Genomic DNA, 15,020 nt, shown 5'->3' with positions numbered 1-15,020 from the left:
AGGTGCTCCGCCAGACTTTGCCCCGCGCCCATCCAATGCTAGCCAGAAGGGGACGGAACCATTTTCGGAGGTTTTCGCATGCAAACCGACGCGCTCATTCAAGCCGGGCTAAACCTGATCGGACAGGCCTTGTCGATTTATGACAGCGACTTGAAGCTGGCCGCCTGCAATGCCCGCTTTGCCGAGATGTTCAATCTCCCCGACACGCTCACCAAACCGGGTGCCGATTTCGAAGCCACAATCCGTCATCTGGCCGGACGTGGCGAATATGGCGAGATCGACGATTTCGAAAGCTTCATCTGCACCCGCGTTGAACAAGCCCGCGCGTTTCAACCCCATTACATGGAACGCAGCCGCGCCAATGGCCGCACAATCAGCGTCGAAGGCGCGCCCCTGCCTCAAGGCGGTTGGGTTACGGTTTATACCGACATCACCGAGGTCAAGTCGCAGGAGCAGCTTTTGCGCACCCGGTCCGAACTTTTGTCCGAAGAGGTGCTGGCCCGATCAGAGGAACTGGCCGCCACCAACCGCAAACTGGCTGCCACTGTCTCGGCCCTTGAAGAAGCACAGCGCGAACTGAGGGAAATGGAAGCGCGCACCCGGTTGACCACCGAGATGATGCCCGCCCATATCGCGCATGTGGACAGCGCCGGGCATTACACGTTTTCAAACCGCCGCCTGTCCAACGTCATGCCGGGGCGTCCGTCGAAAATCGTCGGCCTGCACATCTCCGAGGCGCTGGGGGCCGATGCCTATGCCCGTGTTTTGCCGCACCTTCAGATGGCCTTGGCGGGCGATCCTTCGACCTTTGAATTTACTGACATCGGCAGTTCCCGCCGCATCCGCGTCGCCTTTACGCCGGACGAATCTGAAAACGGCGTCTACATCTTGTCGATGGATGTGACGGAAGAAACCCAAGCGCGCGCAGCACTTCAGCAAACCCGCCGCCGCGAAATGGCCGCGCAGCTGACCTCTGGCCTTGCCCATGATTTCTCGAACCTGCTGACCATTATCCTTGGCATGCAGTCGAAACTTGCCCGGATGGACCTGCCACCCGATGCCGACCCGCTGATCACCGCCACGCTGCAAGCCGCCCGTCGGGGGGGTGATCTTCTGAACCGAATCGCCGATATAACCGCCCATCGTGCCTGGCGACCCGAACCGCTGGATGTGGCGACGTTTCTGTCCGATCTGCACACGCTGGCGGCCCCTTCGCTGCCCGACAGCATCAGCCTGAGTTTCGAGACATCCATCACCCAACGGGCGCTGCTTGATGCCGGCCAATTGCAGGACAGCCTGCTGAACCTCATCCTCAACGCGCGCGACGCGTGCACCGGCACGGGCAGCATCCGACTGACCGCGTCCGAGATCCGCGATACATGGATCGACTTCACCGTCGAAGACACCGGAACCGGGTTTTCCGAGGATGCCCTGAAACACGCGCTTGATCCGTTCTTCACCACCAAGGGCGATGGCGGGTCCGGGCTTGGCCTGTCCATGGTCTATGACACCGCCAAACTGGCGGGTGGGCAGCTTCAGGTCGGCAACACAGGCACCGGCGCCCGCGTCACCCTACGCCTGCCCTTGCGCCACGCCGCACGCCATCTGACCAACGAACTGGTCCTTCTGGTCGAAGACAGCGGGGATCTGCGTGCCACGATCCGTGAAATGCTCACAAGTCTGGGCCACAGCGTGATCGAAGCCACCTCCGTAGACGAAGCTCTGGCCTTGGCGCAAGGCGTGCCCGACATTGCCTTCGTGCTCTCGGATATTTCCCTGGAAGGACTCACCCTGGGCACAGAGCTTGTCACTGCCCTGCCCAAGAAACCTGTCCATCTGATGACATCGCTGCCCGCCACCGACCCACGCCACAAGGACGCCGCCTCGAAAGCCGCCGTGCTGCGCAAACCCTTTTCCAAATCCGTTCTGGCCGCGTTTCTGGGCCACGAGGCCAACCCGACATGAGCAAGCCACTGATCACCATTCTGGATGACGAACCCGCAATCCGCACCATGCTATCCGAAGCGCTACAGGACGCAGGCTATGACACGCTCAGCTTTGGGCGCGCCGGGGAATTCGAACTGGCGCTGCGCCGCACGACGCCCGATGTCTGCCTTGTCGATCTGAGCCTGCCCGACCGCGACGGCCTCAGCCTTGTGCATCGATTGGCGCTTGAACAAGGGGCCACTGTCATCATCATCTCGGGACGCGCGCAGGTGCAGGACAAGATCACCGGGCTGGAACTGGGTGCTGACGATTACATTATCAAGCCGTTTGATCCGGCCGAGGTTGTCGCCCGTGTCCGTGCCCGTCTGCGCACGCGAACGGCGGTAGCCCCGACTGGCCAGACCGCTCGTTTTAACGGCTGGATCGCTCACTTCGATCGCTATTCCTTGCAAGATGAAACCGGCGCAGAAACCCCGTTCTCGCATGCCGAAGGCGAGGTGCTGCGGCTCTTTCTGGAAAGCCCCAACCGCCTGATCACCCGCGACTACATGCAGGATACACTCGGTGGGGCCGCAGGTGACAGCTTTGATCGCGCGATGGATGTGCGTATCTCGCGCCTACGCACAAAACTGCGCGAAGACCCGAAAAACCCCCGCCTGATCAAGACGATCTACGGTGCCGGGTATATCTTTCTGGGCGACGTGACATGGGCCTGACGCCTCATCAAATCCCCATCACCCAGCGCAACGCCGACAAAACCCCTGCAAACAGCATGGCTGTTATCTCGATGCCATGTGCCCTGACCCCAAAGGGATGACGATAGCACGAAACGCCGGACTACCCCAAAGCGGCAACGGCCCCAGCGAGAACCGAAAGCCCGGTGACCAGATCAGCCTCAGCTGTGTCTTCACCAAACGCATGGCTGATCCCACCGATTGACGGCACAAACAGCATCGCCACCGGCATGAGCCCGGACAGGTTGGTTGCGTCGTGTAGCGCGCCCGATGGCATCACGCGCCAGCGCCCCGGCACCTCGGCCTCTGCCGCGGTTTCGAGCGCCCCGCGCAGCCGAGTGTCCATCTTCACAGGTTCAAGCCCCAGCATTGGCCCGAACCTCAGCTCAAAACCGCCTGACGATGCAACCTCCTGCGCGGTGTCACGGATGATCTGCTCCATCCGGCCAAGCCGGTCCGCATCACCGTCACGCCACTGCATTGAAAATGTGGCCCGACCCGGCACAATAGACGATGCGTTGGGGTGCAGGCTTATATGCCCAATGGTCCAAACCGTGCGCGGCGTGACCACATTGGCAAACCTGTCAGCCAACAACGTGTTGAACCGGGACACCGCCTGAAACGCATCCCGTCGCCCCTGCATCGGCGTGGTGCCCGCGTGGTTCTGTTCACCTTCAAACGTGATCTTCATGTCCCGAATGCCAACAATGGCATCGACCACACCAATCGCCTCGCTCTCGCGGTCCAGAACCGGCCCCTGTTCGATATGCATCTCCAGGAAGCCAGAAAACTGTGAAGGATCGACAAACATCTCTGACCGCCCCGGCATAGATGCGCGCGCCGCGCCAAACGACACACCGTCCCGGTCAACCAGAAGGTCCGCGGCCTTTAGCGTCAGGCTGCCCGACCAAACCGCGCTGCCCGTGGTCACGCCGAACCGGCCCTCTTCGTCCTGAAAGGACACAACCGACACTGCCGGTCCACCGGCCTCACGCGCCGCCCGTGCAATCTCCAGCGCCGCGATCACTCCCAAAGCTCCGTCCAGCCATCCACCCTCCGGCTGGCTGTCCGAATGCGACCCAAGCAAAAGCGACGGCCCTTCAGCCAAGCCAAAGACCGATCCGACAGGATCGACATGCACGCGCAATCCCGCCTCTGTTATACGTGCCGCCAACCACCCCCGCGCCGCGATATCCGCCTCGGAATAAGCCGGACGCACCACACCTTTGCCAAGGCCCGCAGCGCCGAACCCCCGCAAGTTGTGAAGGTCTTCCAGAAAGCGCGCTGGCTGGATCGGGAGCATGACAGATGTCCTTCTTCTTTTTCCAAATACGCCAAAGCAACGTCGTCTCAGGCGACACATCCTCAAAAGCGCCACAGTAGAAAACGTGTCTATGCCGCGCGACGCAAGCCCGTGGCCAAGAAAACCTTTTCGCGTCAGCGCTCTATGTATCTATTCCGCCGCAACCGCCCCGAGATCCGCTGCCTCGACCCGCACGGCCGAAAACTTGAACTCGGGGATCTTGCCATAGGGATCAAGCGCCGAATTGGTCAAGATATTCGCTGCCGCCTCGACATAGGCGAAGGGTAGGAACACCATGTCCGGGGCCACCGCGCGGTCGGCGCGGGCCATCACGACGACGGTGCCACGCTTGGTGGTCAGGCGCACATGACCGCCCGGTTCCACCCCAAGCTTGCGCAAGGTCGAAGGGTGCAGCGAACAGTTCGCTTCCGGTTCGACCGCGTCCAACACAGCAGACCGGCGCGTCATCGACCCGGTGTGCCAATGTTCAAGCTGCCGACCAGTTGTCAGGATCATCGGGTACTCAGCATCAGGCACATCATCGGGTGCAATCACCGATGCAGGCGTGAACCGTGCACGCCCGTGAGGACGGGGGAAGCCGTCGCCGAACACAATCGCCTGACCGGGGTCTTCCGGCGACAGCGACGGATAGGTGACCGCGTTTTGCGCCTCAAGTCGGTCCCAGGTGATGTTCTCCAGCGACCGCATGTTCAGCTTCATTTCCGCAAACACATCCGCCGGGCTGTCATAGTCCCAATCCATGCCACAGCGGCGCGCCAGTTCGGTCGTGATCGCCCAATCTTCGCGCGCCTCACCGGGCGGTGTCACCGCCGCGCGGCCCATCTGCACCTGTCGGTTGGTATTGGTCACGGTGCCGGACTTTTCTGCAAAGGCGCTCGCGGGCAGGATCACGTCGGCATAGTTTGCGGTCTCGGTCAGGAAGATGTCCTGCACCACAAGCATGTCCAAATTGGCCAAGGCATCGCGGGCGTGTTCGACATCGGGGTCCGACATGGCAGGGTTTTCGCCCAGAATATACATCGCCTTGATGTCCCCGTCATGCACCGCATCCATGATCTCGGTCACGGTGAGGCCCTTTTGGTTCGAGAAATCGCCCGACTTCCAGACATCCGTAAAGGCAGATCGCACGCCATCATCCATCACAGACTGGTAATCCGGCAGGAACATCGGGACCAGTCCGGCATCGGATGCGCCCTGCACATTGTTCTGCCCGCGCAGCGGGTGCAATCCGGCGCCGGGGCGCCCGACATGTCCGGTCATCAGCGCCAATGAGATCAGGCAGCGGGAATTATCGGTGCCATGGATATGCTGCGAAATGCCCATTCCCCAGAAAATCATGCCCGCCTTGGCCGTCGCAAAGTCCCGCGCCACAGCGCGCAGCGTCTCTGCATCAATGCCACAAAGATCGGCCATCTTCTCGGGCGAAAAATCCGCCAGATGCGCCTTCTCGGCCTCCCAATTCTCGGTATAGGCCTCGATATATTGACGGTCGAACAGCTCTTCCTCGACAATCACATGCATGATCGCGTTGAGCATGCTGACATCCGCGCCCGGCCGGAATTGCAGCATATGCGTCGCATGGCGTTTTAACGCCTGCCCGCGCGGATCCATCACGATCAGTTTGCCACCGCGCTTGGCGAATTGCTTGAAATATGTCGCGGCAACCGGATGGTTTTCCACCGGGTTCGCCCCGATCACAATCGCCACATCGGCATTTTCGATCTCGTTGAACGTGGCCGTCACAGCCCCCGACCCAACATTCTCCAACAGCGCCGCCACGGACGAGGCATGGCACAGCCGCGTGCAGTGATCGACGTTGTTATGGCCAAATCCCTGACGGATGAACTTCTGAAACAAATACGCTTCTTCGTTCGTACACTTGGCGGACCCAAAGCCCGCCACTTCACGCCCGCGCCCTTTCAGTCCCTTTGCGGCAAAGTCCAACGCCTCGTCCCAAGACGCCTCGCGGAACACCTCCTGCCAGTTATCCGGATCGACGTTCAGCCCCTTTGCGGGCGCATCATCTCGCCGGATCAGCGGTTTCGTCAGACGGTGTTTGTGGTGAATATAGTCAAACCCAAACCGCCCTTTGACGCAGAGTCGCCCTTCGTTGGCTGGCCCATTGATCCCCTCGACATAGACAACGCGGTTGTCTTTGACCTTAAGGCTGACCTGACAACCCACACCGCAGAACGGACAAATGCTTTCGATCTCTTTGTCGTAATCTTTGCTGTCGCCCACTTGCGCGTCATCCAGCACAGTCGCGGGCATCAGTGCGCCCGTGGGGCAAGCCTGCACACATTCACCGCAGGCCACACAGGTGCTGTCGCCCATGGGATCGTCGAAATCGAACACCGGATAGGCATCATGCCCGCGTCCGGCCATGCCGATCACGTCATTGACCTGTACCTCGCGGCAGGCGCGCACGCACAAACCGCATTGGATGCAGGCATCAAGGTTCACCCGCATCGCAACATGGCTGTCATCGAGCAGCGGAATCCGTTCTACATCCAAGGTCGGAAGACGGCTTTCCGATACGCCCGTCGCATCGGCCATGTCCCAAAGATGCGAGGACTTGTCATGCGCGGCATCCCGTTCGGGCTGATCCGCCAGCAGCATCTCGACCACCATCTTGCGCGCTAATGTGGCACGGGCAGAGTCTGTGGTGACCACCATGCCCTCAACAGGTTCGCGGATGCACGACGCCACCAAGGTACGTTCGCCCGCAACCTCGACCATACACGCGCGGCAATTGCCGTCAGGGCGATAGCCGAGCGCCGGTTTGTGACACAGGTGCGGGATCACCAGACCACGGCCATTGGCGACCTCCCAAATGGTCTCGCCAGCGCGGGCCTCAACTTCTGCCCCATCGAGGGTAAAGCGGATCGTGTCGGTCATTGCAGTCTCCCTTGTCGCCCACACTCTAACCGCATTCGGGGGCAACACGGGATCAACAATCCCGACACCTTGGCGCAGATTTGCGTCCGAGCAGTTTCCGATGTGCACAATTCTCTCCCAAGGGGCGCGAGATGCAGTTTCGAAAGCCTGTATTACAGCGCCGCCGCGCGCTGAAACGCGGGCCGGTCCCGAAGGCGGCGCAGATACGCCACCAACACGTCAGGCGCATCTGGGAAATTGGCATTCCGCGCCCAGCCCAGACAGTGTGCCAGCAGGATATCCGGCACGGTCGGATCATCGCCTGTCAGGCAGTCCGACGTCATCTCATCCGCGATGCGATCCATGTTTCCGGCAAATTCGACCCTAAGGCTGTCTTTGATCGCAGGCACACGTTGGTCTTCGGGCAAAATGAAGCTGTGCCGAGCCGCCGTCCACAAGACGCTGTCTACCTCGTCCAACACCCGAAACGTCCAGGCGTCCTGCCGCGCCCGTGCGACTGTGCCCGCCGGATGGGTAAACGCGCCATGCTTATCCGCCAGATAGGTCACAATCGCCATGGAATCAGCAATCACTTGGTCCCCGTCGACCAACACGGGCACTTTGCCCGCAGGGCTGTGCGCGCGCACCTCGTCGGAGCGCGGCGCGGCCGGGATATGCTGGTACGGCACACTCAGTTCTTCGAGCAGCCACAAGGGCCGGAATGCCCGCGTCGCACGATTTCCAACTAGTTTATACATAGTCCCCCCCCAAAGGCCGGGCTTTGGCCCGGCACGCCTCATCTGCGCCCAAGCATCGCCAAGCGGATGAACGCGCGCTCGACAATCGCCATCGCTGGTCCGTGCTGCCCCGCTGAACGCAGCGACAGATCCGTCTCAAGCAACATCTGCAACGCTTGCTCCAACCGGTACATGCCCCAACCGGACGCCTGCCGCGACATGCGATCCCGGCGCGGACCGAAGACCGGCGGACGCAAACGCCCCATACCTTGCCCCACGCCACCCGGATCTGATGCTGCAACGTGCAGCGCCCGGAAATGCCGCGTTGCCATGATCAGAAGCGTCACCGCTGCCGTGCCTTGCGCTTCAAGCCGTGCCATCACGGGGCCAATGTCACCTGTGCGCCCATCAGCCACGATGTTGAGCACATCATCCAGATCGGCCTCGGTCGATCCCGGAGCGCACAACGTCACCTCATCCGGTGTAAGTGGCGTCGCATCGCCCAGTTTATAGAGGGCGATTTTCTCAAGCGTCTGGCGGAAATCCCCCGGATCAATCTCGCGCGATAGGGATGTGAGCATCTCCATCGCCGCGCCATCCGGCCGCGCAAGCCCGGCGCGTGTCAGTTCTGCTTCGATCTCGGCCCGGCTGGGCGGATCATTATACAGTGCCGCCGCATAGGCGTTGGGGTGGCTCTCAAACAGTTTGCGCAATGCCGATTTGGCGGTCAGCTGCCCGCCGGTCACAACAATCTGCGCATCGCCCGGCTGCCAATCTTCGATCGCCGCCGCGACCTGTTTGGCAATCGTGTCATTGGCATCTTCGACAAATGCCACGCGCGGTCCGGGGAAAAATCCAACTGCTTTGATTGCGTCACCCAAAAGCGCGGGCTCCTTGCGCAGCTCTGCAGCTTGAATCCGGGTCAGGCGCATTTCGCTTTCGCCTTCGGGGCCGATCAGCGCCGCGATCAGTTCCTGCCGTTTGAGTGCCACGCGCATTGCGTCTTCGCCAAAGATCAGGATGCCGGTCTTGGCCGGATCGGGCTTGCCAAAATACCCGAACGCTTCGCGCGGGGACAGTTTCATTCGGGCAGGCCATCTGCCGAGATCACCAACCGGTCCACGATCTGGTCGGCCAAGATCACCATCAGCCGCGCGGTTGCATCGCGTTCCGCGGCCAAGGTGGCAACGGTTGATCCTGTGGCCGAAAAGCCGGTGAAATCCGTGACCCTGTCCTTCCGGACAACTGTGTCTGTCTCAAGATCCTTAAGCGCATAATCCGCGCGACCCGTTAGCTGAAACCGGTTGGTTGTGCCCTCGACCGAGGTGGCAAGTCCTTGCCGCTGAAGGAGTGTCGTCACGGTCAGAAGATACCGCCCCGCATCATTGCGACCGAACCGGTCTTCCAAGCGTTGCGACATCAAAAAGCCGTCCCGCCGGTCTGGGACTGCGACCCGAAGATTGTCTTGCAAAACAGACGCGTTACCGCCGGGGCCGTATGCAGGCGTAAACCCGCAGGCCGCCCCCGCGAAAAGCGCCGCAAAAGCAAACAGCGTTTGGCGTCTATGCAACCACATTCACGATCCGACCCGGCACCACGATCACCTTTTTGGGGCTTGCGCCATCCAGCGCACGTTTCACACCATCGGTCGCCAGCGCCAGTTTTTCAACCTCGTCCTTGCCCATATCCTTGGGGACGGTGATCTCGTCGCGGCGTTTGCCGTTCACCTGAATGGGCAGCGTAACGGTGTCTTCGACCATCATCGCCGCATCAGCCACCGGCCAAGGTGCATTGGCAATGAGGCCCTCGCCTCCCAGCAAAGCCCATATCTCCTCGGACACATGCGGGGTCATCGGCGACATCAATTGGGCCAATGTCTTGACCGCCTGACGTTTCGCATCCGACCCGGCCTTGGATTTCGACAGCGCATTGGTGAAGGCATAAAGCCGCGCGATCGACGCGTTGAAGCCAAAGCTTTCGACCCCAAGTGTCACATCATGAATCGCCTTGTGCATCTCGCGCAGCAGCGCGGCATCCTCTGCGTTCGGTGCCTCGTCCGCCTCTGCCGCCTCAGTTGCGATGCGGTAGACACGGCCCAGATGCTTTGATGCGGCCTCGGCGCCCGAGGCCGTCCATTCCACATCCCGTTCGGGAGGCGAATCGGACAGCACGAACCATCGCGCAGTGTCGGCCCCGTATTGCTGGATGATGGCAACCGGATCGACCACGTTGTTCTTCGATTTGGACATCTTGGCCGAAGGGATGATTTGAACCTCGGTCCCGTCTTTCAAAAAGCCTTTACCGTCCCGCAGCGCAACATCCTCGGGGTAGTGATAAACCGGACGGCCATCCGCCCCCTTGGTCTGGTAGATCGCGTGCGTCACCATGCCCTGCGTAAACAGCGCGTTGAACGGCTCTTTGCATTTCTCGGGCAGGTGCCCGGTGATGTGCATCGCCCGCGCAAAGAAGCGCGAATACAGAAGGTGCAGGATCGCGTGTTCGATGCCGCCGATATACTGATCGACATTCATCCAATACTCGGCATCCGCCATATCCGTGGGCGTGTCGGCACGCGGGGCGGTGAAGCGGGCAAAGTACCAGCTTGAGTCGACAAAGGTGTCCATCGTGTCGGTCTCACGCGAGGCCGGCTTGCCACAGCTTGGACAGGGCACAGCGCGCCAGGACGGATGCCGGTCCAGCGGGTTGCCCGGAACATTGAAATCAATCGCAGTGCCGTCCTCATCGTAGGGCAGCGCGATGGGCAGGTTCTCTTTCTTCTCGGGCACCACACCGCAGGCGTCACAATGCACGACGGGAATCGGGCAGCCCCAATAGCGCTGGCGGCTCAGGCCCCAATCACGAAGGCGGAACTTGGTCACACCTTGGCCAATCCCGTTCTGCTCGCAAAAGTCGATGGCGCTGTCGATGCCCTCAAGCCCGGTCTGTTCGGTCTCACCGGCAAAGCCGCGCACATAGACCACGCGGTCAGTTTTCGGCGGCACATAGGCATCGCCACCATCCTCGGGCAGGACCGCACCTGCGTCCGCAACAGGGGCGTAGGTCGAGGTGACGGGCAGGCCATATTTGCGCGCGAAATCAAGGTCACGCTGGTCGTGCGCCGGGCAGCCAAAGATTGCGCCGGTGCCGTAATCCATCAGGATGAAATTCGCCACATAGACCGGCAATTCCCAAGCCGTATCAAATGGATGGCGTACGCGCAGCCCAGTGTCAAAGCCGCGCTTTTCGCCCTTTTCCAACGCTTCTTCGGTCGTCCCACCCTTACGGCACTCGGCGTTGAACGCAGCCAGTTCCGGATTGTCCTTCTCCAGATGCTTGGCCAAGGGGTGATCCGGAGAAATGCCGACAAAACTCGCGCCCATGAGAGTGTCCGGGCGGGTGGTGTAGACCTCGATCCGGTCATGCCCGTCCGGCGCATCAATGGTCGAGAACGCGAATTGAAGACCGCGCGATTTGCCGATCCAGTTGGCCTGCATCAGCTTTACCTTGGCGGGCCAATCGTCCAGACCGTCCAACGCGTCAAGCAATTCGCCGGACATGTCGCTGATCTTGAAGAACCACTGCGTCAGCTCGCGCCGCTCTACCTCGGCACCGGATCGCCAGCCTTTGCCGTCGATCACCTGCTCATTCGCCAGCACGGTCATATCGACCGGATCCCAGTTCACCACCGCGTTTTTGCGATAGACCAGACCGGCCTCCAACATATCCAGGAACAAGGCCTGCTGTTGGCCATAATACTCGGGATCACAGGTCGCAAACATGCGCGACCAATCAAGGCCAAAGCCCAGCGGCTTCATCTGGCTGACCATCGTGTCGATGTTGGAATAGGTCCAATCCTTGGGGTGCCCGCCCGACGCCATCGCGGCGTTTTCAGCAGGCATGCCAAAGGCATCAAACCCCATCGGGTGCAGCACATTGTGCCCGGTGGACATCTTGTAGCGCGCGATCACGTCACCCATCGTGTAGTTGCGCACGTGACCGATATGGATGCGGCCCGACGGATACGGGAACATCTCAAGCACGTAGTATTTGGGCTTGTCGTCTGACCGCACGGCACGAAACGTGTTCTGCTGGTCCCAGACGGCCTGCCATTTGGATTCAATGACAGAGGGGTCATAACGCGACATGAGGTGTGTCCTTCGGGTGTGCATCTTCTGTTGCCAGCGTGATAGGCCGATGCCACAGGATCGTCCAGTCCCGCCCCCAACTGCGCCATTGTGATGCCTGTTTTTTGCAGTCATACCAAAAGGAATTGCTGGAACACACTGCGCAGGCTGATGAAACTCCTTTTGATCCACCAGAATTTCCCCGGCCAATTCAAACATCTTGGCCCTGCACTGGCCAAGCGGGGCGATCAGGTTGTCGTTCTGACTCCCAAGGTCAAAGAACCGTCAAAATGGAGCGGCATCGCGATCCTGCCCTATGAGGTCACGGGCAACAGTACGCCGGGTGTCCACCCGTGGCTGACCGATTTTGAAACCAAACTTTTGCGCGGAACTGCCTGCTTTGAAGCCGCCGTTGCGCTGCGGGACAAGGGGTTTGTCCCCGATGTGATCTTGGCGCATCACGGTTGGGGCGAAAGCCTGTTTCTCAAGGACGTCTGGCCCGACGCGCGCCTTGGGTTGTATTGCGAGCTTTACCACCGCTACGGCGCAGGCCATACCGACTTTGACCCCGAATTCACAAGCCGGACACCAGACCGCGATCCGCTGCGTCTGCGGATGAAGAACCTGAACAACCGCCTGCATGAAGAGGTGATGGACGCGGGCATCAGCCCAACCCAGTTTCAGGCGAGCACCTATCCCGACCATCACCGCGACCGGATCACCATTTGTCATGACGGCGTCGACACCACCTATGTCGTTCCGAACCCTGCCGCCGCGCTGACATTGCCCGACGGCCGCGTTTTGACCCGCGACGATGAAGTCGTGACCTTTATCAACCGCAACCTTGAGCCGTATCGCGGATATCACGTGTTCATGCGGGCCCTTCCCGATCTTCTGCGTCGTCGCCCGTCGGCTCAGGTGGTGCTGCTGGGCGGCGATGACACCAGTTACGGGGCCAAACCGCCCAAGGGCAAGACGTGGAAACAGATCTTCATCGACGAAGTGCGCCCACAAATCTCTGACGCCGATTGGGCGCGCGTGCATTTTCTGGGGCGCGTGCCTTATAACACGTTCCTGTCGATGCTTCAGGTCAGCCGGGTGCACATCTACCTGACCTATCCGTTCGTACTGTCCTGGTCCCTGCTCGAAGCCATGAGCGCCGAATGTGCGATTATCGCATCCGACACGGCCCCCGTGCACGAGGCAATCAAGGACGGCCAGACCGGCGTGATGGTCGACTTCTTCGACCGCGCCACGTTGGCAGACGAAACCTGTGCCCTGCTAGAGTCGCCAGAACGCAGGGCGGCACTCGGTGCAAATGCCCGCCGATTCGCGCAAGCGACCTATGATCTGGAGCGCATTTGCCTTCCAAAACAGCTTAACTGGGTGGATACTCTTGCCAAAGCCACCCCGGTGCGCCGGCCGCGCGACTGAAACTGGACAAGTGGTAGATAGGGACTGTGCGGAAGTTTCAGAGTTTAAACGTCCTACAGACCCGAAAAACCTAGAAACGACTGTCTTGCTGGCGCAATTGGCGGGCCCGAGTAAGGATCGCATCCTCAACGGCGCGCACTGTCGCGCCGTTGACTGGGCCAGAGCGCGTCATCAGCGCCACGTTCAACGACCGCGCGTCGAGTGCCGGGTCATTCACCAGAATCGTCGCACGATACGCCTGACCACCGCCCGGTGGTGTGCCAAATCCGGTTGTGATGACCCCTGTGAACGGATCAACAGACTGTACCGGCAGGAAATCCAACGTCTCAAGCGCGGCGTTCCAAATATACTTGTTAACGGCACCCACCTGCCCGGCATCGTTGCGGTTGCGGAAAAAGTCGAACAATGTCGACTGCGGCCGCTGCCTATCCTGAAAGATAATGTCATCCGCGATTTCTGACGCTGGTGGCGTTTCTACCGGAGCCCGGTCGCCGCCACCGAAAACGCCGCAGCCAGACACGAGAGCTGCAACAAGAACAAAACCACTACCGGTCCTGAAACGTGTAAGGTCCATAGGAAACTGTCCTCGATTGCCTGTTAGCTCAGTGTTTGCTTTAAGGTTTGCATACAAGCCCATCCCGATCACGACAAGCCGAACTTGTCTTGCCCCAATAAGACTGTGATCTTTCGACAGGAAACACCGCCGTGAAGCTTGTGGCAAATGAGCACCACAGAAGGCGAAGTTCCCAAAGGCCTTGCGGCTTGACTTGCAAACAAGCCCCCCCAGAGAGCATAGAGTTTCCAGCTAATCCGGACCATCCGGTTTGGTACGTGCCTTACGAACACATGAGGGAAAAACATGAAAACTCTTCTTCTTGCTTCCACCGCGCTGGTTGCAACTGCTGGCATCGCAGCAGCCGAAGTGTCGATCTCTGGTTACGCCGAAATCGGTGTTATCGGCGGCGACCGCTACGACGTCGGTGCTGCTGACTCCAAGCTTCAGTATCACACAGACGTTGAAGTCACATTCGCCATGACCGGCGAATCCGATGGCGGTCTGGCATTCGGTGCCACTGTCCAGCTCGACGAAATCGCTGGCGCTTCCAACGCTCAGACACAGGGCGGCGAGACATACTTCCTCGCATTCGGCCCGATGCGTCTCGACATGGGCGACACAGATGGCGCGTATGACGCGGCTCTGCAGGAAGTTGCACTTGCTGGCGCATCCATCGCGGATGACGAAACAGAGCACTCCGGCTACAATGGTAACTCCGGCCTGGACGGCGTCCACGGCGGTCAGGTTGCTCGCGTATCCTACTCCACAGGTGGCCTGACACTCGGTCTGTCGGCAAACGTGGCTGACCTTGAAGTTGGCAACGACAACCCCGTTTGGGGCCTTGGCGTTCGCTACGTGACTGACCTTGGTGGCGCAGCCATCGGTGTTGGCCTTGGTTACCAGACTCAGGAAGACTTCGCATCGCTGATCGGCGTGAGCGTTGACGCGAAACTGGCAAACGGTTTCTCGGCTGCGATCAACTACGCTGAAGCAGACATCGACGGCGTGTCCGACAACGGCACATTCATCGGCGTTGGCGTTGGCTACACCATGAACGCACTGTCGATCGGTGTGAACTACGGTGAGTACGAAGATTGGGCAGCGAAATCTGACCCCGATTCGTCCGGCTTCGGCCTCGCGGCAACCTACGACCTGGGCGGCGGTCTCGCAGCTCACGTTGGTTACGGTTCCAGCGACGACGTGACAGTCAACGACGAAGAGAGCTACTCCTTCGGTCTGTCGATGAGCTTCTAATAGCTCATAACCAGATTTGGTTAGGGAAAGAGC

The 15,020-nt window shown here is 60.2% G+C and carries 11 protein-coding genes; 4 read left to right on the top strand and 7 right to left on the bottom strand.

Translation table 11 applies throughout. The features are described from left to right. Positions 1–78 precede the first annotated feature (78 nt). Both ACSHXH_RS00380 and ACSHXH_RS00375 read left to right on the top strand, forming a co-directional pair. Positions 79–1,965 carry a PAS-domain containing protein gene (locus tag ACSHXH_RS00380; RefSeq protein ID WP_435669766.1) on the top strand — a complete coding sequence of 629 codons (1,887 nt, stop codon included), beginning with the start codon at positions 79–81 and terminating at the stop codon, positions 1,963–1,965. Next, positions 1,962–2,663, top strand: coding sequence for a response regulator transcription factor (locus ACSHXH_RS00375; protein ID WP_435669765.1), 702 nt, complete (start codon positions 1,962–1,964; stop codon positions 2,661–2,663). Before ACSHXH_RS00380 ends, ACSHXH_RS00375 begins: the two co-directional genes overlap by 4 nt. 121 nt (positions 2,664–2,784) lie before the next feature. On the opposite strand, the gene ACSHXH_RS00370 is transcribed toward ACSHXH_RS00375, so the two are convergent. The 6 genes from ACSHXH_RS00370 to leuS form a co-directional block, all read right to left on the bottom strand. Then, positions 2,785–3,984: a hydantoinase/carbamoylase family amidase gene (locus tag ACSHXH_RS00370; protein WP_435669764.1), complete on the bottom strand. Its 1,200-nt coding sequence runs from the start codon at positions 3,982–3,984 to the stop codon at positions 2,785–2,787. 150 nt (positions 3,985–4,134) lie between these two features. Beyond that, positions 4,135–6,903, bottom strand: a complete 2,769-nt coding sequence (gene fdhF / locus ACSHXH_RS00365) for a formate dehydrogenase subunit alpha (RefSeq protein WP_435669763.1) — start codon at positions 6,901–6,903, stop codon at positions 4,135–4,137. A gap of 152 nt (positions 6,904–7,055) precedes the next feature. After that, complete coding sequence (locus ACSHXH_RS00360; protein ID WP_435669762.1) at positions 7,056–7,640, bottom strand: glutathione S-transferase family protein; 585 nt, start codon at positions 7,638–7,640, stop codon at positions 7,056–7,058. A 38-nt stretch (positions 7,641–7,678) separates the two neighbouring features. After that, entirely contained in the window at positions 7,679–8,704 is a 1,026-nt protein-coding gene (holA, locus tag ACSHXH_RS00355; protein WP_435669761.1) for a DNA polymerase III subunit delta, read from the bottom strand. Next, positions 8,701–9,195 carry an LPS assembly lipoprotein LptE gene (gene lptE, locus ACSHXH_RS00350; protein ID WP_435669760.1) on the bottom strand — a complete coding sequence of 165 codons (495 nt, stop codon included), beginning with the start codon at positions 9,193–9,195 and terminating at the stop codon, positions 8,701–8,703. The genes holA and lptE overlap by 4 nt, the downstream gene beginning before the upstream one ends. Beyond that, positions 9,182–11,764, bottom strand: a complete 2,583-nt coding sequence (gene leuS / locus ACSHXH_RS00345) for a leucine--tRNA ligase (RefSeq protein WP_435669759.1) — start codon at positions 11,762–11,764, stop codon at positions 9,182–9,184. Before leuS ends, lptE begins: the two co-directional genes overlap by 14 nt. Positions 11,765–11,914: 150 nt before the next feature. On the opposite strand from leuS, the gene ACSHXH_RS00340 reads away from it, so the two are divergent. Next, positions 11,915–13,177, top strand: a complete 1,263-nt coding sequence (locus ACSHXH_RS00340; RefSeq protein ID WP_435669758.1) for a glycosyltransferase family 4 protein — start codon at positions 11,915–11,917, stop codon at positions 13,175–13,177. A gap of 70 nt (positions 13,178–13,247) precedes the next feature. Here ACSHXH_RS00340 and ACSHXH_RS00335 read toward each other — a convergent pair whose 3' ends face one another. Next, positions 13,248–13,751, bottom strand: coding sequence for a DUF3576 domain-containing protein (locus ACSHXH_RS00335; RefSeq protein ID WP_435669757.1), 504 nt, complete (start codon positions 13,749–13,751; stop codon positions 13,248–13,250). A gap of 285 nt (positions 13,752–14,036) precedes the next feature. Between ACSHXH_RS00335 and ACSHXH_RS00330 the strand changes: the two genes are divergently transcribed. Beyond that, a complete protein-coding gene (locus ACSHXH_RS00330) occupies positions 14,037–14,987 on the top strand; it encodes a porin (protein WP_435669756.1) in 951 nt (316 codons plus the stop codon). Positions 14,988–15,020: the final 33 nt, after the last annotated feature.

It is taken from the genome of Marivita sp. (assembly GCF_051251565.1).
Lineage (GTDB): Bacteria > Pseudomonadota > Alphaproteobacteria > Rhodobacterales > Rhodobacteraceae > Marivita.
This window is presented reverse-complemented; position numbering and strand designations above follow the sequence as displayed.

Excerpts from the sequence above, each read along its gene's own strand:
- ACSHXH_RS00380 (WP_435669766.1), top strand. The coding sequence starts at position 79 with ATGCAAACCGACGCGCTCATTCAAGCCGGGCTAAACCTGATCGGACAG.
- ACSHXH_RS00375 (WP_435669765.1), top strand. The coding sequence starts at position 1,962 with ATGAGCAAGCCACTGATCACCATTCTGGATGACGAACCCGCAATCCGC.
- ACSHXH_RS00370 (WP_435669764.1), bottom strand. The coding sequence starts at position 3,984 with ATGCTCCCGATCCAGCCAGCGCGCTTTCTGGAAGACCTTCACAACTTG.
- fdhF (WP_435669763.1), bottom strand. The coding sequence starts at position 6,903 with ATGACCGACACGATCCGCTTTACCCTCGATGGGGCAGAAGTTGAGGCC.
- ACSHXH_RS00360 (WP_435669762.1), bottom strand. The coding sequence starts at position 7,640 with ATGTATAAACTAGTTGGAAATCGTGCGACGCGGGCATTCCGGCCCTTG.
- holA (WP_435669761.1), bottom strand. The coding sequence starts at position 8,704 with ATGAAACTGTCCCCGCGCGAAGCGTTCGGGTATTTTGGCAAGCCCGAT.
- lptE (WP_435669760.1), bottom strand. The coding sequence starts at position 9,195 with ATGTGGTTGCATAGACGCCAAACGCTGTTTGCTTTTGCGGCGCTTTTC.
- leuS (WP_435669759.1), bottom strand. The coding sequence starts at position 11,764 with ATGTCGCGTTATGACCCCTCTGTCATTGAATCCAAATGGCAGGCCGTC.
- ACSHXH_RS00340 (WP_435669758.1), top strand. The coding sequence starts at position 11,915 with ATGAAACTCCTTTTGATCCACCAGAATTTCCCCGGCCAATTCAAACAT.
- ACSHXH_RS00335 (WP_435669757.1), bottom strand. The coding sequence starts at position 13,751 with ATGGACCTTACACGTTTCAGGACCGGTAGTGGTTTTGTTCTTGTTGCA.
- ACSHXH_RS00330 (WP_435669756.1), top strand. The coding sequence starts at position 14,037 with ATGAAAACTCTTCTTCTTGCTTCCACCGCGCTGGTTGCAACTGCTGGC.